The 22,479-nt window shown below is 67.3% G+C and carries 14 protein-coding genes, 1 tRNA gene, 1 pseudogene and 1 riboswitch; of the genes and pseudogenes, 2 read left to right on the top strand and 14 right to left on the bottom strand.

Annotated elements, in window-relative coordinates; all coding sequences use genetic code 11:
* Positions 1-15: 15 nt before the first annotated feature.
* Together HBK84_RS05965 and HBK84_RS05955 are read right to left on the bottom strand one after the other, a co-directional pair.
* Positions 16-738, bottom strand: coding sequence for an isochorismatase family protein (locus tag HBK84_RS05965; RefSeq protein ID WP_167318432.1), 723 nt, complete (start codon positions 736-738; stop codon positions 16-18).
* Positions 739-1,596: 858 nt separating this feature from the next.
* Complete coding sequence (locus tag HBK84_RS05955; RefSeq protein ID WP_167318431.1) at positions 1,597-6,645, bottom strand: hypothetical protein; 5,049 nt, start codon at positions 6,643-6,645, stop codon at positions 1,597-1,599.
* An 891-nt stretch (positions 6,646-7,536) separates the two neighbouring features.
* On the opposite strand from HBK84_RS05955, the gene HBK84_RS05950 reads away from it, so the two are divergent.
* Both HBK84_RS05950 and HBK84_RS13125 read left to right on the top strand, forming a co-directional pair.
* Positions 7,537-8,034 (top strand): recombinase family protein, encoded by a 498-nt coding sequence (locus HBK84_RS05950; RefSeq protein ID WP_167318430.1) that lies wholly within the window; start codon positions 7,537-7,539, stop codon positions 8,032-8,034.
* Positions 8,031-8,495 (top strand): annotated as a pseudogene (locus tag HBK84_RS13125) (recombinase family protein); the annotation flags it as partial. The gene HBK84_RS05950 and the pseudogene HBK84_RS13125, both read left to right, overlap by 4 nt.
* Before the next feature lie 604 nt (positions 8,496-9,099).
* On the opposite strand, the gene HBK84_RS05935 reads toward HBK84_RS13125, so the two are convergent.
* From HBK84_RS05935 to HBK84_RS05880, 12 genes are all read right to left on the bottom strand, one after another.
* A tRNA-Ala gene (locus HBK84_RS05935) sits at positions 9,100-9,172 on the bottom strand.
* A gap of 159 nt (positions 9,173-9,331) precedes the next feature.
* Entirely contained in the window at positions 9,332-9,742 is a 411-nt protein-coding gene (gene rsfS / locus HBK84_RS05930; RefSeq protein ID WP_085107812.1) for a ribosome silencing factor, read from the bottom strand.
* A gap of 32 nt (positions 9,743-9,774) precedes the next feature.
* A complete protein-coding gene (locus tag HBK84_RS05925; RefSeq protein WP_167318429.1) occupies positions 9,775-10,707 on the bottom strand; it encodes a hypothetical protein in 933 nt (310 codons plus the stop codon).
* Positions 10,704-11,390, bottom strand: a complete 687-nt coding sequence (gene nadD / locus HBK84_RS05920; protein ID WP_167319147.1) for a nicotinate-nucleotide adenylyltransferase — start codon at positions 11,388-11,390, stop codon at positions 10,704-10,706. The genes HBK84_RS05925 and nadD overlap by 4 nt, the downstream gene beginning before the upstream one ends.
* Before the next feature lie 104 nt (positions 11,391-11,494).
* On the bottom strand, positions 11,495-11,752 hold the full coding sequence (locus tag HBK84_RS05915) for a hypothetical protein (RefSeq protein ID WP_167318428.1): 258 nt from the start codon (positions 11,750-11,752) through the stop codon (positions 11,495-11,497).
* 79 nt (positions 11,753-11,831) lie between these two features.
* Positions 11,832-13,139 (bottom strand): glutamate-5-semialdehyde dehydrogenase, encoded by a 1,308-nt coding sequence (locus tag HBK84_RS05910; protein WP_167318427.1) that lies wholly within the window; start codon positions 13,137-13,139, stop codon positions 11,832-11,834.
* 68 nt (positions 13,140-13,207) lie between these two features.
* Entirely contained in the window at positions 13,208-14,431 is a 1,224-nt protein-coding gene (gene proB, locus HBK84_RS05905) for a glutamate 5-kinase (RefSeq protein ID WP_167319146.1), read from the bottom strand.
* Between the two features lie 49 nt (positions 14,432-14,480).
* On the bottom strand, positions 14,481-16,082 hold the full coding sequence (obgE, locus tag HBK84_RS05900; RefSeq protein ID WP_035962175.1) for a GTPase ObgE: 1,602 nt from the start codon (positions 16,080-16,082) through the stop codon (positions 14,481-14,483).
* A gap of 151 nt (positions 16,083-16,233) precedes the next feature.
* On the bottom strand, positions 16,234-16,488 hold the full coding sequence (rpmA, locus tag HBK84_RS05895; protein ID WP_035962177.1) for a 50S ribosomal protein L27: 255 nt from the start codon (positions 16,486-16,488) through the stop codon (positions 16,234-16,236).
* A 46-nt stretch (positions 16,489-16,534) separates the two neighbouring features.
* On the bottom strand, positions 16,535-16,846 hold the full coding sequence (rplU, locus tag HBK84_RS05890; RefSeq protein WP_064846154.1) for a 50S ribosomal protein L21: 312 nt from the start codon (positions 16,844-16,846) through the stop codon (positions 16,535-16,537).
* Between the two features lie 237 nt (positions 16,847-17,083).
* On the bottom strand, positions 17,084-18,637 hold the full coding sequence (locus tag HBK84_RS05885) for a bifunctional hydroxymethylpyrimidine kinase/phosphomethylpyrimidine kinase (protein ID WP_085107801.1): 1,554 nt from the start codon (positions 18,635-18,637) through the stop codon (positions 17,084-17,086).
* Positions 18,625-18,720: riboswitch (TPP riboswitch) on the bottom strand. It overlaps the preceding gene by 13 nt.
* An 80-nt stretch (positions 18,721-18,800) precedes the next feature.
* Positions 18,801-22,136, bottom strand: a complete 3,336-nt coding sequence (locus tag HBK84_RS05880) for an Rne/Rng family ribonuclease (RefSeq protein WP_167318426.1) — start codon at positions 22,134-22,136, stop codon at positions 18,801-18,803.
* Positions 22,137-22,479: the final 343 nt, after the last annotated feature.

Raw genomic sequence — 22,479 nt, 5'->3', positions numbered from 1 at the left:
GCTGGGGATGAGACGCTACGGAACTCGGTCAGTCGCGCTCGGATCCAATGGCTCACCCGTGCGCTCGACCTCCTGGGCCTTCTGGTGGGACTCCACGAGCAGCTGGCACCCGGGGAGCATCTCCGACCAGATCGCCATCCAGTCCATGGCGTCGGGACGGCGCCACGTGCACTGGATCTCGGCCACGCACGCGATGAGATCCATGGGGACCACACCGGCCTGGACGAGCCGCGCGACGGTGAGTTCTTCCGCCATCTTGATGGGCGCACCGGAGGCGTCCGGCACCACGAACACCTGGTAACCCTCGGCCACCGCCGAGAGTGCGGGGAACGCCATGCACACGGTGGTCAGCACGCCCGCGATGATGAGCTGCTTCTTCCCCGTGGCCTTGACCGCCTTCACGAAGTCCGCGCACTCCCACGCGTTGACCTCACCCTTGCGGGGCACGTACACGGTCTGCGGGGCGTGTTCCCGGATCTCCGGGATGAACGGTCCGTTGGGGCCCTGCGGGACGGATGCAGTGGCGACCACGAGCATCCCCGTCTTACCTGCCACCTTGGCCAGGACGGTCGCGTTGCGGCGCAGGTCCGGGACGCTCAGATCCCCGACGACCTGGAACAGGCCGCTCTGGTGGTCCACCAGCAGTAGGGCGACGTCCTCGGGATCGATCATCGGGAGGGAACCGTGGAAGGTGGGCAGGGCGGGGGAATCCGTTGAGGTGGCGTTCTCCTGTCGCATTCCGGGGGGCCGACGATGGGCCACCCCCAGCGTAGAGAGGGGCGTATCCGCTTGCCCATGATGTGACGACCGCCCGGACACAATTCCCCGTGCAGAGCGCGAGAAAGGCCACGGAGTGCATCTGTGGTGCGATACGCACGCCCAGGACCCGGAAATGCGTCTTTTTGGCACATATTTGTATCCGGTGTGCGGGGCGGCCGGCCATAAACCCGGCGGCTCACCCGGACCACACGGTCAACACACCCGGCACGGAAAACATACCTGGACAGCGAAAAACCCGGACCCTCTTTCGATGATCCGGGTTTCTCCGCCCGTCCGACGGGCCATTCTGTGGACCTAGCGGAAGGCTTGTCGAAACTTGCCCCGCCGGTGATTCAGATAGTGCGAGCACACCAGTCGATCCGCGCTGGACGGCGCAGGATGCACAGTCGGAGGCGCCATCCACAGCAGGCGCCGCGAGCATCCGAAGACCTCCTCCAGCGAGCGGAAGCCTCCTACGCTGCCGGCGGGTCCCTGAAAGTTGTGGCCCGACAGGTTGGCCTCGGACACGAGCGGCTCGCTCGTCTCCTGCGAGAACGCGGTATCATCCTCCGCAACCACTCCCCGTCCAGCAGTGAGATTCGGCTGATGCGGTCCATGTATGAACAAGGGGCTTCACTGGAACGCGTGGGCGACAAGTTCGGTTACACAGCGGGGACAGTCCGCAAACACTTGATTATTGCTGGCGTCACGATGCGCGACACGCACGGTCGTGGAACAGGCCCGAAGGCCCAGCAAGGCCATCATTGACGCGCAGCGGGATGGATCAGCTCCCACGGCTTTTTCAGTCGGGATGAGGCGCCGCCACCGGATAAATGACTAACTCTCTTCAAGCTGCTGGAGCACTACCGACGCCGAATCGCCAGCCGCGGCGAGTCCGTCCACGATACGGCGGTAGCGGGCGAGCGGCGGGCCCACCACAGCTGCGGAGGCGCGCAGTTCCCCTAGCCAGTCGGTAACGAACCAAGTGCGGTTTGCGAACGCGCCGAACCTTCCGTGAAGCACGCTCTCCAACCAGACGAGTCCGGTTGTTGCCTGCCAACTGGTTGGGGCCGTCCTGGCGAACTGCGCCACGGCCTCGGCGCACTTCGGCTCGCCCTTCCCAATGGCCAGCCATCGATCGACCACCCCTTCGAAGGCGTCGGGCGGTGCCCAAGAAGCTCTGCAGCTGTTCAGCGTTGCATCGGGGTCAAGGTCTTCCGGCTTGATCTGCGGTACAGGAAGCAGTGCGGAGATCGCGTAGTCGTGCCACGAGGTGGAGTCGTCGATCAGGCTCGTGCCTGTGTCGATCTCGTCGAGAACCGTCGCCATTAATGGCGGCCAGAACTCGGCCAGCAGGGGGCGCAGTTCGTCGTCGTAGCTGAACGCGGTCGCGAAGCTGTGAAGCATCAGATGAAGGGCGTGTGCGTTCGACGCGAAAAGGCGGAGGTGCGCGTTGAGCGCTTCCCTGTCTCCTTCGGTTGCGAGCTGGATGAACAGGCGTGCGATGAGCTCGTGATGGCGTTCGCCCAGGTGGTCGTAGTTCCCGCGCCAGGCGTGATCGAGGGCTCGCAGGTGAGCGTCCCAAAGCGGACTAGTGAGGAGTTTCGCGCGTGCAGCCGTGCATTGAGACGAAAGCGCGGCGTGGTTGCAGACCACTGGCATGCGGAGACGGTTAACCAAGAGTTCGTCGCCGGGGACTGTCAGTAGTGTCTGCTCAAAGGGGCCCTCAAGCGAGATAGGGTGCCGGCGTTGCGTTTCGTACTCCCACGGCCCTAGGCGAACGGTCGAAATGCAGGCCTGGGTGGCCTCCCACAGCGGCTCGTGTCGCGTGCAAACCGTCCCCTCGCTGGTGGCGCAGTCTGCTGCCCAGACAGGCGCCGTCCCTTTCGCGAAGGTGGTGCGAACCTCGTCGTAGACGCTTGTCGCCAACGAGATTAAGGCTCGTTGAAGGCGACCGACGTCCACGTCCAGGTGCTCGAAGACCGGCAGGAGTAGAAGCGGCACCGCGATGGCCGCGGCACGGTCGGCGCCCATGGAGAAGAGACTAGAGGAGGAGCTGAAACTATCTATCCATGGCTCTTCAGCTGCAGTGAGAACTATGTCGACCGCCCAGTCCAACTCGGTCAGTTCTAGTGTCACGAGGCCCAGAGCGTGCGCGCGCAGGCCTGCGGCCGCGACCGCCACGACGGGGTTTTCGTGCCGGTTAAGCATCGCGGACGAGCTCTCATCCATGAGACGTCTCGCCTCGGCAATGTCCGCAGTGATCGAGTCAACCGGCCATGCCTCAGGTGTCTCGTTCTTCAACGCGTACGCGTCCTGCAGCCGCAAGAACGCCTGCGTAGCCTTGATCTCGGCGTTGCTTGGCGCTAGTGCAGCTTCGAGTTCTGCCGGACGCCCGAACTGAACGACGACGCCGCCGTCGACGACCGATGCCTCGTAGTTCTCGGCGCTGAACTCCGCAGCCCAGCTGCCGATCATCGCCAGGTACTGCTCCGGTCCTTCTCTCGTCAGAGCTGCCTCGGCAGGGTCTGGTTCCGATGCCGCTGTTTGTTCGGCGTCGACATTCCGTTGAGCCGACTCCAGTAGTCTTGAGCCGACTGCGCTAAGTTGGTCGAGACGTGCCTGGTTGCCGTCCGCGCGTGCGTTGACGACCATCCAGCCGACAGTTTCGTGAGGCGAGTACCTGCGCTTGTCCTGGCCTGCCAGCATGTCGGCGTCACGGTCTCGCACGGTGAACGCCCCTTCAGTCGTCACGCGCCCAATCTCCAAGTGCCAGACGGTCACGTCGGCGAGAAACGGGTCGAGGAGGTCTCCTACCTCGTCGAGGTGTCGGGTCAAGAACCCGTGGAGCAGGCCGGGAATCGCGAGATTGTGACAGTCCTCCAGAAGGAGATCGACGATGGTGGCCAACGGGATCTCAGCTTCGTTGTGCAAGTGGTCGATGAAGCGTTCGAGCGCAAGGAGAGCGCTCATGCACGGGTAGGGACCGACACTGGTGCCGCGGTACCAACTCCACACGTGGGAGTCTCCGACGTAATGCCGCTGCCCGCTCTTGGCAGTCAGATGCAGCGACGCGCCCGGATAGCTGCTCCAGTCAACGCCGGCGGTCAGAGTCTGGGTCTCGTCTGTGACGCGATAGAAAGCCGCCTGGTTGAGCATCCGGTTTATGAAGGCGATGGTCTTGAGCGGCGTTAGGTTCAGTAGCCTGAAGAAGGGCCCGAAGTACCAGGCGGCACTAGGCGGCCCGATCCCGAATTTGTTGCCATGCCCGAAGTCGCGGATCCCGTCGTCGAGATAGCTGCGGCCACTCAGACCGGCCCACCCGAGTTCAGTGTCTTCTGGTTGGGGCTGCTCGATGTAGTAGGCCTCGGTGAGTTCGAGGAGGAGGTCGGGGTCGATTGACGCCAAAGCGAGCACCGAGGACGGTGACTCGGGGATCTCGTGAAGTGAATTCGGCCGCTCGCGCGCGACTGTGCGCAGCCACGAGGCAGCGGCATCGTTGAGATCTTCACCCAGTGCGGCTAAAGCTTGGATTGCGAACTCGTTATACAGGGGCCGGTCCTGTCCGAGGATTGATTCACGCACTCGCTGACGGAGAGGGTCAGGACCTGCGCCGGCGTGAGCCATGCCGCGCAACCACGCGAGTACCAGTTCCTGGACACGTTCTTGCTGAGTGTCGCGCGTGCCAGCCTGCGGCCGCCCGAGGTCTCTACCTTCGCAGAAGGCAACCTCAACAATGGGAGCCAACGCGAACCGGTCACCGAACACGCCTCCGTATCGCGAAGCCGCGAGGCGCAACAGCGCGTCGAGACCCTCTCCCCGTTGGAGTACGTCCCAGAGCTCCCCGATCGCTTCGCGTGCATCGCCGACGGTTAGGAGGGCTTCGACGGGGACCTCTCTCCACCGGATCCCTTCGCCAGCGGCGATGGCGTTGAACTCCTCGGCCAGCTCATTCCAGACTTGACGGCGTGTTCGACCACCTAGGTTCGCCAGGCGCGCTTCGCACGCCAACCTCACTGCCCGAATCGTCCAGCGGGGAGCCGCGTTCTCGGTGAGTGGCGTCCATCCGACTGACAGGAAGAGTCTGCATAACGCGAAGTCGCGGTACAGGTCTGTCGAGAAGTCAGGCCCTTGAGAGAGGGCAGGGTTTACGTCGGCACGGAAGACCCCGTCGGAACGCAGCTCCCTGACGACGGCGGAAGTAGGATTTACCTCATGCGCTCCGAGACGCCGCCGAGCGACCGTTAGGGTTGCGTCTTCGCGCTCCTCGGGCGGCGCGGTACCCGGTCTATGCGTCCCATCGCGGAGCACGAGGCCGTTCCAAACGGCGACGTAGACGTCCGCCTCGCAGAGGAGACGATCGGGCTCGATGGGCCGGCCGGAACGCAGTAAGGCGTCGACCAGCCCCGGGCGCCCAAGCAACCAGTTGGATTTGGCGTTTTCGTTCACTCGGGTTAGCCCGGGGATGCGTTCGGCGAGCAGCGCGCGTTCTACCTGGGTGAGTTCCTGGACCACATGGGTCTGCACCTTCTGCAGGGGATCCACCGTATCGGCCACCCGCTGCAATACAGCCTCCACGAACTTCGCCCCGTCGGACCGCGTAACTGCCACGACGCCGATGGATTGTTTCATTGCGGACGCAGCCAGCTCCGTGAAGAGCGACTCGCGGCCCTCCAAGACTGCTTCGCACCCGTCGACCACGAGCAGGCGCGCCGTAGCGGTCGGCGCGCCATCGAAGAGATTGGTCAGGGTCACTCCGCCGAGTTGGTCCTCGAACTCGAGGACACTGCCGGGAACGTCTCGGAGGCTCAGACACGCGACGAACGCTCCGTCGGCGCGCAGCAAGTCCCCGACTGCGACCGAGAGCGCAGACTTGCCGACGTCTGGCTCGCCCGTCACTATGAGCGGCCCGCCTGCATCGGCGCAGGCCTCCATTGACCGCCGGAGCGCTTCGACAGCTTCGACGCGCTGAAGATGAACCGACTCGGTCCCAGCAGAAATGGTCGAACGGGTCTGTTGGTGTAGGAGACCATCGAGTCGTTCGACGATTGCCCAGGCGCGTTGGTGAGGCCCGAACTGCTTCAGCGGATAGGTAGTAAGGCGGCGGCGCAACATTGTACCTGTCACCTGCGCGCCAGACGGGGCGTACTCTCCGACGAGTTCAGCAAGACGGTGCAGCACGGCCTCTGCCGTTGCCGACGTTCCATCAAGGACGGCCCCCTGGAGGATTCCGACGGCAGGCGATCGGTCAGACGTGTCGGTTCCTTCAAGCCTTAAGGTGCGAACTGACAGGCTCGACAGCAGTCTCCAAATGAGCTCGTCCGCGCCGAGGTCGGCTAGGTCGATGTCCTCGGCCGCGGCGGCGACAACCAGCGCCTTCAGGTGCGCCAGGCGTTGCCGTGTAGGAGCGTTGGCGGCTCCGGTGCGATTCACGGCGGCATCGAAGGCGTCGGCGTTGGAAACCGACCGGGCAATCACCGAGAGCGTCGCTACCTGCCCGAACGCCTGTCTCGACCCGGCCACCGCCAGCACCAGCGACCATCGCCCAGCTGACACTTCGTCCCAGTGCTCCGTGACAACCGTTAGGAAGTCGCGAATGAGAGGAACAGAGGCCGTGTCGCTGGAGTTGAGGGCTGGATTGCGACGAACTCCGATAGAGGCTCGATGGAGGGCCCCGTCGGTCGCTTTACCCTCGAGTACGATGTCATCAACGGCGCTGATGTCACTCGCCTGAAGGCGCACCTTAATTAGTTCGATGTTGTCGCCGATCTCTGCGCAAGGTGCTCCGACGAGCAATCGCGCGAGGAGGGTCGCGGCGTAGCGGTGCTCCAGGACGACGCCTCCACCACCCGTGGAGTAGGAACTCGCCGCACGATCTGTCGTCATGACTCAAGGATATTTCTGCCGGAGACAAACACCAGCCGCCGACGGGGCAGTCTGCGACTGGCCTCTGGGAAGAACTAGAGTGACGGCGTAAGTGCGGTTGAGAAGCGCAGTCGCCGCGTTGGGCGGCCCGGCCCTGGCCATCTGACGAGCCCGCGTTACACCGCCGCAAGTGGCGCACTCATCTGCCGCTGACCGCAAGCAATCCCGAGCCGTGCTGTCCAGCCTCGACGTTCACGACAGAGCTATCAGAGCACCGGGGGTGGCATGCATTCCCCGACCTCGTCGCCAGATGGAAAGCACACCCCCTACGGATGGGCATATCGTAGTGGGAGTCCCACCGACACACCAACTGGCCCGGCGAAGAACCCCAACCCACCCACGACGAATCCGTCATCACCGACCGAGACGCCGACTTCGTCCACTACGTCATCGACCAAGTCAAAGAACGACAAGCTGCCGAAGACGCCTTCTATGCGAGCCTCGACGACCGGATCGACCCGACGACTGGTGAGCTTCGTGACGACGTTCCCGGCCCGGAAGGCGGATGAGGATGGTCCGCCGGTACCGCCGCACCACGGCCCGAGTCGAGGCGGATCGGCCCCTGTGGGTGCAATATGAGCCGCGTGAGGAGATCGATGCCGCAAAGGTTGCGGAGGTGTTGATCCGGATCGCGCTGCGCACCGCTGGCGACCAACCCGTCGGGCAGTCCGGTGCCCATCTTCGTCGCCTGCTCGTAGCCGGCCGCTAGACTGGGCTCACATCAAGTTTCGGCGTTGTTGGCACCTGCCTTGCTAAGCCCCGTTCGCGGGGTGTTCTTTTCGACTCTGACGTGACCGCCTCTGGCGCCCCACCCGCCCCCAGTTATGTGGGGGCTTGTGAAAGGCGGTCACCATGACACTCGATAAGCTCTCCGGCCTCGACATCCCGGGCCTTCGACGCCTCGCCCGCACCACACCACGCCCAGACGCCCCAGCACCCGAGGGCGAGGGGCAGGTGGCGGCGATCAGCTACCTGCGGGTCTCGACCAAGGATCAGGCCACCCGCAACGGGCTGGAAGAGGGCCTCTCGATCCCGGCCCAGCGCGAAGCCGCGCAGCGCAAGGCCGAACAGCTCGGCGCAGTCATCATCAAGGAGTTCATCGAGCCAGGCGAGTCAGCCAAGACCGCCCAACGACGCGCGCTCCAAGAGATGCTCGACTACGCGACCACACACCCGGTGCGGTACTGCATCATCAACAAGGTCGACCGCCTCACACGCAACCGGCTCAATGACGCCATGATCCACGCCGCGCTGCGGGATGCGAACATCAGCCTGGTCTCGGTCACCGAGAACATCGACGAGACCGCCTCCGGGATGCTCATGCATGGCATCCTGGCCTCCAAGGCATGACCCAGAAAGCCGCTATCGGCAGGACCCCCACCAAAGCGCCTCTGGGCTACCTCAACGTCCGCACCTCCTACGCCACCGGCGACTGGTCCCTGTCGCGCCTGGCCAAGGAACTGACAGCCCGCGGCCTGACCACCCGACCCACGCCCTCGCAGCCGGCCAAACCAGTCACCACGACCGGGCTGCACAAGATCCTGACCAACCCCTATTACGAGGGCACCGTCACCTTCCGCGGGGTCACCTACGAGGGCACCCACGAGTCCCTCGTCGACGCCGAGACCTGGCTGCGTGTCCAAACCAACCTCGACGCCAACAACGCCCGTGGCGAACGACCCCAGAAGTACGACCACTACCTCAAAGGCACCCTGTACTGCGCCTGCGGAGCCAAGCTCATGATCGAACGCCCCCGCGACAAGACCGGGGACCGCTACGAGTACTTCACCTGCTCCGGACGACGCCGCAAGACCACCCACTGCACTCGCTCCGCGATCCTCGCCGAACGCGCCGAATCCGAGATCGAACGCACCTACCAGCGCAACTCTCTCAGCTACGCCCAGGCTGAGCACGTCCGGAAGGTCCTCAACGACGTGTTCGACCAGCTCGAAGGATCCAGCGAGGACGAACGCAAGCTCCTGACTGCCCAGCGCGACAAGCTCGAAGCCGAACGCCTCAAACTCGTCCAGGCCCACTACGCCGACGCGATCCCACTCGACCTCCTCAAGAGCGAGCAAGACCGCATCCGCGCCAGCCTCGACCAGATCAGCACACGGCTCGACAACCTCACCGACACCTACGCCGAGGCCCGAACGGGCTTGGACCAGCTCACCGAACTCCTGGTCGACCTCGACGACCTCTACAACAAGTGCGAACCAGCCGAACGACGCATCCTCAACCGCGCCCTGTTCACCCGCATCACCATCGATGACGAAGAAAACGCCACCTACACCCCCGAGCAGACCACCACCAGCGTCCTTGCCCACACGAGCGTCGATGCCCCGGCCGAAGTCACCGCAGAAACAAAACTGCCCCGCCATCAGGCGGGGCAAGTTTCGATTTTTTCATCTTACGTGGAGCTAAGGGGACTCGAACCCCTGACCCCCTGCATGCCATGCAGGTGCGCTACCAGCTGCGCCATAGCCCCGTACGACTCCGAAACCTTACCACGCTTCGGCCTGCCACGTTTACCCGGGATTGACTCCCTAACAACTTCGTGGGACCGCCACGTTTCCAGTTCCCCGGAACGACTCGACCATCCTAGACAGCTCGCGCGAACTCGCGCAAATTGCCCGGCGGCGCGAGGTCAGACCGCGCGGGGAGCGGCGTCGTCGTCGATGTTCGCGGAGCCGGCCGATGGCAACTGGACGTCGATCGCCGGGCAGTCGCCCCACAGCCGTTCGAGGGCGTAGAAGGCACGGTCCTCGTCGTGGAGCACGTGGATCACGGCGTCCCCGTAGTCCAGGAGCACCCAGCGGCCCTCCCCCTTGCCCTCGCGGCGCAGGGGCCGACGGTCGTGCTGCTCGATGAGCGCTTCCTCCACGGCGTCCACCACGGCGGAGACCAGACGTTCGTTGGACGCGGAGGTCACCATGAAGACGTCCGTGATGGCGAGGCTCTCGCTGACGTCGAACGCGACGACGTTCTCGGCCTTCTTCTGGTCCGCGGCGCGCGCGGCGCTGCGCACGAGGTCGATGGATTCGGTGGTTGCAGTCACTGAAGTGTGCTGTCCTTTCACATGGGTCGGTTTCACAGAACGAAGATCACGAAGGCCACCACGAGCGCCACGATCACGGCCACGAGTAGCGCGAGCACCACTCGGGTCGTGGACGTCCCGCGGGAATACGCCCCGGGTTCCAGCAGGGTCAGTCCCTCGGCGTCCACCGCGCGCACCGGCTCGGCGGGAGGAGCCACGGTCTCGGACCGCGTTTCGGGGGTCGACGACGCCGCTCCCGCCGCGGCCTCGTGCGTCCCCTCGGGTGTGTGGTCCCGGTGCGGGGCCTGGATCACGGGGATCCGGGAGGTCTCGGTGACCGGTCCGTAGCGCACGGGTGAGGCCGGGAGGGACGCGGGGTCCGCGAGACTCTTCCCCAGGCTCACCCCCGTCGCCTGGGTCATCAGGGCCGGCGGGAAGGTGATGGTGAAGTACTCCGGCTCCGGCTCGTCGTGCACGGGTTGCGGCGGGGTGACCGGCGCCTGGCCGATCCCGGGTGCGGCGGGAGCGTGACCCGACGACACGGTGTCCCCTGGCACGGAGCCCTCGGATGCCGGACGAGCCAGTGCCTCCCCGGCGGGGCCACTTGCTGCGGGTCCGTTCCCCAAAGCGGTGGGCTCTTCAGCGGTGGCCCGCTCGGCGGCCTGCCGGTCCTGTTCATTAGCCGCCGCGGCGCGCATCGCGAGATCCGCGAGACGACGCTGGGTGGCGAGCAGGGCGTCGTCGACCTCTCCCCCGCCCGTGCGCTCCGATTCCTGGATCTGCCGGGCGTGCTCGACCATCTCACGCTGCAGCCGCGCGAGTCGCCGGGGCCCCAAGGGCTTGACGGTACCCGTGTGCTGGGGGGTGTCCAACTCGATCACGGGAGCCGGCGGGGCCACCCACTCCTGCTGTCCCGTGGCCGGGTGGGCGGCCCACGGGCATTCCTGGGGGTTCGCGGCTCGGTTCTTTTCGGGGGGTGTGCTCACGCGGTGCTCCTGTGACCCGGGGCGGGGACCCCGGGCGAATCCGTGGGGGCGGATGAGGGGGTGCTGGCATCCTGTGCCGCTGGGGTGCCGGATGCGGTCTCCGGGTCCACATCGGGATCGGTGGAACCGCGGTAGAGGCCGTACTTGTTGATGTACTGCACGACCCCGTCCGGGACCAGGTACCACACGGGCTTGCCCGCCGCCACGCGGGCGCGGCAGTCCGTGGAGGAGATGGTCATCGCGGGGACGTTGAGCAGCGACACGCTCTCCGAGCCCACGGGCGCGGAGAGCACGTGGCCCGGGCGGGTCACACCCACGAACGTGGCCAAGGACCACAGCTCATCGGTGCCCTTCCACGTGAGGATCTCCGCCATGGCGTCCGCGCCGGTGATGAAGAACAGCTCGGCGTGGGGACGCAGGGTGCGCAGGTCCCGCAGGGTGTCGATCGTGTACGTGGGTCCGGAACGGTCGATGTCCACGCGGGACACCGTGAACCGCGGATTGGACGCCGTGGCCACCACGGTCATGAGGTAGCGGTGCTCGGCGTCGGAGACGTCCTGCCCGGCCTTCTGCCACGGTTCACCCGTGGGGACGAAGACGACCTCGTCCAGGTCGAAGACTGCGGCGACCTCCGACGCCGCCACGAGGTGCCCGTGGTGGATGGGATCGAAGGTCCCGCCCATGACTCCCAGCCGGGTCACACCCGGCCTGCGCGGGGGGATGTCCAGTTCCGTCTCGGCCGCGGTCACTGACGCGCTGAGGGGATTCACTCGTGCCGATCTGTCGGTCAATGGCGCGGGGCGGCGTGCACCCGGTCGAGCATGGCCTGCTCCTCCGCGGGCAGCTGCGCGGGGTCCTCGTACTCACCGACGGCCGGGGCCTTGCCACGGGACACGAAGGACATGGAGATGAAGAGCATGATCAGGAACAGGATGAACGCGACGATGCCGAAGACCGGCGCCATGGCGTGCAGCTCTTCGTTGATGGAGTGCCCCTCCTCGGCCGCCAGGACGGTGACGTTGGACAACAGGTACAGCGAGCTCATGCGGTTCCCTTCTGTGGCCGGCGGCGCCGGTCGGTGAATGCGACGAACGTCCCGGGTGACGTCCGTTCCATGGTACGTCTCACGGACGCACGTGGCCGTCACCCTGGACGACCCACTTGGTGGTGGTCAGCTCCTCCAGCCCCATGGGACCGCGCGCGTGCATCTTCTGCGTGGAAATCCCGATCTCCGCACCCAGCCCCAACTGGCCGCCGTCCGTGAAGCGGGTGGACGCGTTGACCATGACCGCCGCGGAGTCGATCTCCGCGGTGAAACGTTCCGCGTTAGCCAGGTCGTTGGTCACGATCGCCTCGGTGTGGCCCGTGGAGTACGTGCGGATGTGCTCGATCGCCTCGTCGATGCCGTCCACGACCTTCACGGCCATGTCCATGTCCAGGTACTCGGTGGCCCAGTCCTCGTCCGTGGCCTGCAGGTGGTCCGATCCCGGGGGCAGCAGCGCTGCGGCGCGGTCGTCCACGTGCAGGGTCACACCGGCCTTGTCGAGTGCGGCGAGCACCTCGCGGGATGTCTCCTGCGCCCCGCTGTGCAGCAGCAGGGTCTCGGCGGAGTTGCACGTGGAGGTGCGGTGCGTCTTGGAGTTCACGGTGAGCTTGGCGGCCATCTGCGCGGGCGCGGACTCGTCGATGAACACGTGCACGTTGCCCTCGCCCGTCTCGATGACCGGGACGGTCGCGTTGGTCACCACGGACTGGATGAGTCCACGGCCGCCGCGCGGGATGAGCACGTCCACCTTCCCGCGCGCACCCATGAGGGCGTTGGCGCCGTCGCGGCCGTAGTCGTCCACGGTCTGCACGCAGTCCACGGGCAGTTTGGCGTCCGCGAGGGCGTCCCGAAGGATGCCCACGAGCGCCCGGTTGGAGTCGAAGGCCGCCGAACCACCGCGCAGCAGCACCGCGTTACCGGACTTCACGGCGATCCCGGCGATGTCCACGGTCACGTTCGGGCGGGCCTCGTAGATCACGCCCACCACTCCCATGGGCACGCGCACCTGGCGCATGCGCAGCCCGTTCGCGAGCGTCTGCCCGCGCACCACGGAGCCCACGGGATCGGGCAGGGCCGCGAGTTCCCGCAGCGCGTCCGCAAGACCCGTGATGCGGGTACGGTCCAGCTTGAGCCGGTCCAGCAGCGCGGTGGAGATCCCTGACTCGCGCCCGCGTTCCAGATCCCGCGAATTGGCCTCGAGAACGGTGTCGGCGCGGGCCTCGATCCGATCGGCCATGATGTTCAGCGCGCGGTCCTTCCACGCGCGCGGGGCGCGGGCGAGCGTGCGGGCGGCCACCCGGGCGTCGTCGGCCATCAGGCCGACCCCGGCCACGGGATCGTCCCCGAAGGTCTCCTGCGCGGTCAGTACGGACGTGTTCTCGGCCACTGTTCCTCCTGCGGATCGTGGTGCGGGCGCGCGGCGCCCACGGTTCAGGTTAGGGGTTGGACGTGTGGTCAGACGGTTCGTTTCAGCTTGGTCTTCGCCGAACGGGGCCGCATGGTCACGAGGTTGTCCACGTGCACGAGCTCGCGGGCGTAGTCCTCACCGAACTCCTCCCCCAGTTCGTGCGTGCGTTTGCCGAGCATCCCGGGGACCTCGTCCGAGGCGTAGTTGATCAGCCCGTGGGCCACTTCCTTTCCGTGGGAATCCACCATGGCCACGGGATCGCCCGCAGTGAACTTCCCGGACACCTCGGTGACACCGGCCGCGAGCAGCGAGCGACGACCGCGAATGGCCTCCACCGCGCCGTCGTCCAGGGTCAGGGTGCCCTTGATGTCCGCGAGGTGCGCGAGCCACAGCAACCGCACGTTGCGCCGCCCGCCGGTCGTGGCGAACCACGTGCCCACGTCGTCGCCGGCCAGCGCACTCTCGATGTTCGCGGCGGAGGTCACGAGCGCGGGGATGCCAGACGACGCCGCGATGCGCGCCGCCTGCACCTTGGTCACCATCCCGCCCGAGCCCACGCCCGCGCGGCCGATCGTGCCGATCTCCACGCCTTCGAGATCCGTGATGGGATCCTCGACGGTGGGGATGCGCTCCCCGCCGTCCTGGGGGGGCCGGGTGTAGAGCGCGTCCACGTCCGAGAGCAGCAACAGCGCGTCCGCCTTGATCAGGTGCGCCACGAGCGCAGCGATGCGGTCGTTGTCGCCGAACTTGATCTCGTGGGTGGCCACGGCGTCGTTCTCGTTGACGATCGGCAGGATCCCCAGGTCCAGCAACCGTTCGATCTGGCGATGCGCGTTCTTGTACTGCGAGTGGCGCATGAGGTCCTCGGCCGTGAGCAGCACCTGACCCACCGTGACGTCGTAGCGCGTGAAGTAGTCGGTGTAGCGCGAGATCAACAGACCCTGTCCCACGGAGGCCGCGGCCTGTTTGGTGGCGAGGTCCTTGGGCCGGCGGGACAGTCCGAGCGGCTGCAGCCCCGCGGTGATCGCACCCGAGGAGACGAACACGACCTCCACGCCCTGCGCCTTGACCCGGCCGAGCGCGTCCACGATGCTGCGCAGCGCGTTCTCGTCGATCGAGTTCTCGATCGAGGTCAGGGACGAGGACCCCACCTTGACCACCACGCGCCGGGCCATGGGCAGGTCCGCACGGCGGGTGATGGGAGAGCGGCGGTTCTTCCCCCGGCTCTCGGTGCTCAGCTGGATCGCGGACTTGGCCGCTTGCTGCTCCATGGCCGGGACGTCGATCGTCTCGGTGGGGGTCTTCTCCGCGTGGGGCGTGTCACTCACTGTCGTGCGTCTCCTTCGGCTCGGAAGTACGGCGTCGATCTCGCGCGTCGTCCACGGACTCGGTCCAGATCCCGGCGCGGCGCTGCTCCTCGAGCTCCGCGCGGGCCTCGGCCTTGGCGTCCATGCGGTCGTAAAACTGTTCCCGCTTCTCGCGGCGCGTGGGCCGGGACGTGTCTTCGAGGCGCAGGTCGGAACCGCGCGGGCCGCCGAGCAGTTCGGCGCCGCCCACCATGGTGGGCTCCCAGTCGAAGACCACACCGTTGTCCTCGGGGCCGATCAGCACCGCGTTGCCCGGGCGGGCGCCAATGCGGAACAGTTCGTCCTCGATCCCGAGTTTCGCGAAGCGGTCCGCGAGGTATCCCACGGCCTCGTCGTTGTTGAAATCGGTCTGCTGCACCCACCGTTCGGGCTTCACGCCGCGCACGTGGTACAGCGGCTCCCCCGCCCGGTCCTCGCGGGTGATCTCAAACTCCTTGCGGTCCTTCCCTCGACGACGCCGCACGGGTTCCGGGCGCAGCACGGTCTCCGCGCGGCGCTGCTCCTCCCGCTGTTCCTCCTGCTCGCGGGCACGGGAGACGAGCTCGGCCATCGCGAAGCCCAGTTCCCGCAGTCCGGCGTGCGAGGCCGTGGAGATCTCGAAGACCGGGTAACCGCGTTCCTCGAGTTCGGGGCGGATGAACTCGGCCAGTTCCCGCGCCTCGGGCACGTCCACCTTGTTCAGGGCCACGAGTCGGGGGCGCTCGGTCAGCGGGATCGTGGTGGGGTCGTCGTCGCGGATGGCCTCGGCGTAGTGGGACAGTTCCTGTTCGAGGGCGTCCAGGTCGCTCAGCGGATCCCGTCCGGGTTCGAGCGTGGCGCAGTCGATCACGTGCACGAGTGCGGCGCAGCGCTCCACGTGCCGCAGGAACTCGAGTCCCAGCCCCTTGCCCTCCGAGGCACCCGGGATCAACCCCGGCACGTCCGCCACGGTGAAGCGGGTGTCACCCGCCTGGACCACACCCAGGTTGGGCACCAGGGTGGTGAACGGGTAGTCCGCGATCTTGGGGCGCGCGGCACTCATGGCCGCGATCAGGCTCGACTTGCCCGCGGAGGGGAAGCCCACCAGGGCGATGTCCGCGATGGACTTCAGTTCGAGCTCGACCTGGTGTTCCTCACCGGGCACACCGAGCAGAGCGAAGCCCGGGGCCTTGCGCTTAGGCGAGGACAGTGCGGCATTGCCCAGTCCGCCCTGGCCGCCACCGGCCAGCACGAACTCACTGCCCTCACCGAGCAGGTCCGCGAGCACGTTGCCCTGCCGGTCCTTGACCACGGTGCCGTCCGGGACGGACAGCACGAGGTCCTGGCCCTTGAAACCGTGGCGCATGTCCCCCTTGCCGGGCTCACCGTTGGGGGCCTTCTGGTGGGGTGCGTGGTGGAAACCCAACAGCGTGGTGGACTGACCGTCCACACGCAGGATCACCGAACCGCCGTCGCCGCCGTTGCCGCCGTCCGGGCCGCCCAGGGGCTTGAACTTCTCGCGCTTGACGGACACGCAGCCGTGGCCGCCGTTACCGCCCGTGGCGTGCACGATCACTCGATCTACAAAACTGGCCACGCGGCTCCTCGGTGGTAGGGGTCACCTGCTGCGAGCGGGTCGACCGGGGTCTTCTGAAAAGACTAGAGGGTGAGCGCGTGAAGCGCCCACCCTCTAGTGGTCGCCGCCACGGGGTCGTGGCGGCGGGTGGACCCAGGGGTCCGAATGAGAATTACTCGGCGGTCTGAATGTTGACCACGCGGCGACCGCGGCGGGTGCCGAATTCGACGGCGCCAGCGGCCAGGGCGAACAAGGTGTCGTCCTTGCCGCGGCCCACGTTCACGCCCGGGTGGAAGTGCGTGCCGCGCTGGCGGACGATGATCTCGCCGGCGTTAACGGACTGGCCGCCGAAGCGCTTCACACCCAAGTACTGAGCGTTGGAGTCACGGCCGTTGCGAGTGGAGCTCGCACCCTTCTTGTGTGCCATGGTGTGTGCCTACCTTCGTTGGAAACGTATGTGGGGAGCCGGATGCTCAGGCGTCGATGCCGGTGACCTTGACGGTGGTCAGTTCGGCGCGGAAGCCCTGACGCTTCTTGTAACCGGTCTTGTTCTTGTACTTCATGATCGAGATCTTGGGACCGCGCAGGTCCTCGACGATCTCGGCGGTGACCTTGACGTTCGCCAGGGTCTTGGAGTCGGAGGTGACCTTGTCCCCATCGACCAGCAGCAGCGCAGGAAGCTCTACGGTGCTGCCTGCCTCGCCGGCGACGCGGTCAAGGGTCACGAGGTCTCCGATGGAAACCTTCTCCTGGCGGCCGCCTGCGCGGACAATCGCGTACACCACTTGGGAACTCACTTCTCTCGACATCTATGGACTACGTGTGTGGGTCGGGCGTACTCCTGGAGGACTGCGAATGTCGAGACATCACGCCGCGGTGATCCATGACCGACCGCATTCTCCGCGTGGCTATCGCATCGATTCAGGATGTTCGCCCGAGTGTGCCGCAACCTGGTGCGTGAACTGGATATGACACACACCGGCGCTCGGCACCGACACCCCAGCCTACCCGATCACCCGAAGTCATGCCAGTTGCGCCGCGGCGCGCCGCTCGCCCTCCGGCGACGTCGCCGGGGTCGTCTGCGCGAAGAAGGCCAGCTCGAGCGCGCACGCCCGGTGGAACGCGCGGCGCATGTGCTCCCGGGTGGCCGGGTCCGCGTGGGCGGCCTCCCGGTCCACGATCTCGCGCACCGACTCGGTCGCGGTCTGGAAGTCCGGATCGTCGTACGTGCTGAGCCAGTCGGCGAACGGGTGCTGCGGTCCCGCGACGCGGGCACGACGGGTGAGCTCCGCACCCACGTGGGCGTAGAGCCAGTAGCACGGCAGGATCGCGGCGGAGCCCACCGCGAAGCCGTCCTGACCCGTGCGCGCCAGCAGGAAGTCCGCGTAACTGCTCGTGACGTCACTCGGCGGCATGGGCTCCCGATCCCCGAGCCGGGCGCGATGCAGCGCGGACTCGACCGAGACCACGGAGGCCGACGCCGCGGCGAAGTGTTCGCGCGAACGCTCGTCCGGGGCGGAGGCCGCGAGCAGGGCCAGCGCCCGGGAGTAGTACTGCAGATATTGCATGTCCTGGTCCAGGTACAGCTCGAACTCGCCCGGGTCCAGGGTGCCGTCCCCGAGGCCCCGGATGAACGCCAGGGCGGCAATGCGTTCACGCACCGGGGCGCTCTCCTCCCACAGTTCATCGGTGAACCGGGGGCCCTCGGATTCCGCGGCGGCCGTCATCACGAACGCCGGATCCGTGACGAGGTGCTGGACGTGGTGCATGTGGTGCACGGGACCGTTGCCGTGACCCACGTGCAACTCGTCCGCGCCGCGCAGTGCACCGCGCAACCATGTGCGGGCCGTGCGGATCGCCTCGGGCCAGTCCCCGGTCCGCGCCACGACCGTGGCCACCGCGGAGGACAGCGAGCACCCGGTGCCGTGGGTGTTACGCGTGTGCACCCTGCGACCCTCGAACAACGCGGCGGGTTCGTCCTGACCGGGGAGCAACAGGGCGTCCGGGGTCGTGTCCCCGGCCAAGTGGCCACCCTTCACGAGGACCCGGGTATGGAACGCCGCCGCGACCGCGCGTCCCTGCTCGAGCGCCTCGTCCCAGGTCGCGGCCACGGGGCGCTCGGCCAGCACCGCGAGTTCCGGGAGGTTGGGGGTGATCAGATTCGCGTGGGGCAGCAGCTCCCGCAGGGCCCGTTCGGCGTCCGGACGCAGCAATCGCCCACCGGCCGTGGCGACCATGACGGGGTCGATCACGACCACGGGTGCGCGCCCCACCATGAGCCAGTCCCGGACCGTGTCGATGACCTCCACGGAGCCGAGCATCCCCACCTTGATCGCATCCAGGGTGACGTCCCCGGCGACCGCATCCAGCTGGTCCCGCAGGACCTGGACGGGTGGGGTGTGTACGCTCACGACGCCCCGGGTGTTCTGGGCGACCACTGCGGTGATCACACTCAGCCCGTACCCGCCCAGTGCGGCGATGGATTTCAGGTCCGCGGCGTGACCCGCCCCGCCCGTGGGATCGGTTCCGGCAATCGAGAGGACGCGGGGTATGGCGGTAGAAGGCGTGGTGTCCACGACAATCCCTTCGCTAGTACGAGCTAGATCAGGTTCGACGGGTGTGTTCTCAGCCGCAGTGCGCAGCACCCCGTGTGTGTGTCCCCGATCATGCCACAGGGGCACCCGGAATCCCGGGTGCCCCTGCGGTGCTCGCGTGGCGACGGATCCAGCCGCCGGTCACTCAGTCCTGCTTGCCGGTCATCGTGATGTCCTGAGCCTTGATGCCCACACCCACGATGGTGGGCTGGTCACCGGACGCCGCGGGGGCCACGGCCCCGGCCTCCGCGGTGAAACGGCTGACCTGCCGTTCCTGCGTGTACTCGTGGGTCTCCACGCTCGCGGTTCCGGGCGCGGCCGCCGGCGCCACGGCACGCCGCGACCCACGACGCCGTCGGGCCGGAGCCGCCGGCGCCTCCGCCGGCCGGTTCCCGCCAGCGGACGACGCTGCCCCGGAAGTCTGCTGCTGCGCGGCACTCGTCTGCCCTGCACTGGATTGCGCAGTCCCGGAGTTCGACGGCGCGTGTCCGGCGGCCGACCGCTTCGACACGGCCTCTCGCGGCTGGGGCGCGGCGTCCGCATCCTGAACGGCACCCTCGGTCGAGGTTTCGTGCTCGCCCGCATCCGTGAACGCGGCGCTCAGCGAATCCAGGGACAGGGCCTCCTGGGTGCCCTCGCTCCCCCGCTGCTCAGACTGCCCGTGGGGCAGTTCGATGACCTCGCCGTGAATCGTGAGGCTCGCGGACGAGTCCCCACCGGAACGGTCCTCGGACCGGGAATCCCCGCGCGAGTCGTTCCCGGAACCGTCCCGGCCGGAACCGTCGTTCTGCACGGCGTTGTCCTCGCCCTGCTGACCGCGACCGCGGCTGCGCTTGCCGCGGCGCTTGCGGCGACGGCGCCCGCCCTCGGACTCCCCGTGGGAGTTCTCGGACGCGTGCTCCCCGCCCTGCTGACCGCGGGAGGTCTGCTGCTCCTGGGAACCGGTGTCCTCGGCCTGCCCGCCCCCGGACTGCGGTGCGGTGCCCTGGGAAGCATTCCGTGCGGCGTCGTCGGACTCGTCGTGGGAGGAGGCCGCGGCGATGTTTGCGAACGCCGTGCGGGTGGCCTCCACGCGCGCCTGGTCCGGCTCGTCCGAACTGTGGTGCTGGTTGCCGTTCCTGGGCTTGTCCTGCGCACCGTTGTGCTGCTTGTTGCGCGAACGCTTACGCTCGTGTCGAGTGCCGCGGTGGTCGGAGGGAGCCGCGCCGGAGCGGCCCTTCAAGGGGTGGTCGTGGACCACGACGCCGCGGCCCGCGCATTCCTCGCACGGCTCGGAGAAGACCTCGAGCAACCCCGTACCCATGCGCTTGCGCGTCATCTGCACGAGACCCAGGGAGGTCACTTCGGCCACCTGGTGCTTCGTGCGGTCCCGGCCCAGGCACTCCACGAGCCGGCGCAGTACGAGATCGCGGTTGGACTCCAGAACCATGTCGATGAAGTCCACCACGATGATCCCGCCGATATCCCGCAACCGCAGTTGCCGCACGATCTCCTCGGCGGCTTCGAGGTTGTTCTTGGTCACGGTCTCCTCGAGGTTGCCCCCGGAGCCCGTGAACTTGCCGGTGTTGACGTCCACCACGGTCATGGCCTCGGTGCGGTCGATCACGAGCGATCCGCCGGAGGGCAGGAAGACCTTGCGCTCGAGGGCCTTCTGGATCTGCTCCTCCACGCGCATGTGCTCGAAGAGGTCGTCATCGCCGGTCCAGCGCTCGAGGCGGTCCAGCAGGTCGGGCGCCACGTAGGTCACGTAAGCCTCGATGTTGTCCCACGCCTGCTCGCCCTGGACCACCATGGCGGTGAAATCCTCGTTGAAGACGTCCCGCACCGTCTTGATGGTCAGGTCCGGTTCCGCGTACAGCATTTCCGGGGCCAGCGTCTTGGTGGACTTTGCCTTGTCCTGGATCTGCTCCCACTGCGAGCGCAGCCGGTTGATGTCGTTGGTCAGCTCGGTCTCGGAGGCACCCTCCGCCGCAGTGCGCACGATCACGCCCGCACCCTCCGGCAACCGGTCCTTGAGGATCTTCTTCAGCCGCTGGCGCTCCACGTCCGGGAGCTTGCGGGAGATCCCCGTCATGGAACCGCCCGGGACGTAGACGAGGTAGCGACCGGGCAGGGACACCTGGCTCGTGAGCCGAGCACCTTTGTGCCCCACGGGGTCCTTGGTGACCTGCACGAGCACGGTGTCCCCGGACTTCAGGGCGTTCTCGATCTTGCGGGGCTTGCTGCCCAGCTCGGCGGCGTCCCAGTCCACCTCACCGGCGTAGAGCACGGCGTTGCGGCCGCGGCCGATGTCCACGAAGGCGGCCTCCATGGACGGCAGCACGTTCTGCACCTTGCCCACGTACACGTTGCCGATCAGCGAGTCCTGCTGGGTGTGCGAGACGAAGTGCTCGGCAAGGATCCCGTCCTCGAGCACACCGATCTGGATCCGGTCGTCCTTCTGCCGCACGAGCATCTTGCGCTCCACGGATTCGCGCCGGGCCAGGAACTCGGCCTCGGTGATCACGTGGCGGCGGCGGCCGAACTGCCGGGACTCACGACGACGCTGACGCTTGGCCTCGAGCCGCGTGGAGCCCTTGACCCCGGTCACCTCGTCGCTGCCCGTGCCCTCACCGGCACCGCGCGGGGCGCGGACCCGGGTCACCGAGCCGTCGGACTCGTCCACGAGTTCCATGTCCTCGTCACCGCGACGCCGCCGGCGACGCCGCTTGCTCGTGACCTCGCCGGACTTGTCGTCCTCGCTGTCCACGTCGTCCTCGCTGTTCACGTCCTTGCGTGCGGCCCGCTCGGCCTCGCGCTGGGCGTCGCGTTCCTTGGCGGCCTCGCGCAGTCGGGCAGCCTGCTCCTCGGCGGCACGGCGGATCTCGTCCGGGTCCGGGGCATGGAACATGAGGGAGGCGCCGGGACCGAAGGCCCCGAAGTTCTCCTGGGTGCTGGGCTGGTCGTTCGCGGACTCCTCGGCCTGTACAGTCTGCGCGTCCGTCTGTTCCGAGGTGTCGGTCTGCTCGTCGCTCGCCTCGGCCGAGCCGGTTCCTTCGCCGGCCTGCGTCGTCTGCTCGGGCCCGTCGGCGCGCAGAGCAGCCTGCTCATCCGTATTGCGGGCGCTCTCAGCGGCGTCACCGGCTGCGTCCTCGACATCGAGCGCGATCTCGTCCTCGATACTCTCCGCGGGCTGCTCGGCCTCGGGGATCTCGGCCACTGGGATCTCGCGCGCGGGCGTGTCCGCAACGCCAGCATCGTCGGAAGCGGTGGCCGCGGAATCGGACGTCCCCGGATCCTCGGCGGGAGCGTCGGTCGTCGCGGGTTGCCCGGTAGCGGTGTCGGCGGGCACGGCGGCGTCGGGCTCGGAATGGGGAACGGCGGCGTCGTCGGCCGGTGCATCAGGCGTGACGGCGGGATCGGTGGTGGTGCTGTCCTCGACGGGGGTGGTGGCGGCAGTCTCGAGGGGTGACTGTTCCGCGTTGTCCTTCTCAGGTTCCATGTGAAGTTGTGCTCCTGCTCGGGACACCGCCCGCACCCGGGCCCGAGGTGTGCTCGGTCGGTCGAGCCGGTGTTTGCCACGCGGCCGCCGGAAGTCAAAGTCGTACTCGCGGGCGCGGCGTGTGTCACGCGCACTGTCCGCGAGCCGGCGGATGCCCGAGTCGCTGGGTCCGTGGGGACCGCGAACTTGCCCCGCTCCGGACGCGCTCGATCCTGTGAGAGCGCGGGTCCGTACCGAGGGAGATCGGTGTTCCTGCCGGGCCGGTTCCTCACGTGCGGCTGAGGCCCGACCATTGGCAGTATCTCACAGTCACCCCGGGCCGGGGCACATTCCGGGTGGTCCG

The organism is Kocuria sp. KD4 (assembly GCF_011769905.1).
GTDB lineage: Bacteria > Actinomycetota > Actinomycetes > Actinomycetales > Micrococcaceae > Kocuria > Kocuria marina.
This window is presented reverse-complemented; position numbering and strand designations above follow the sequence as displayed.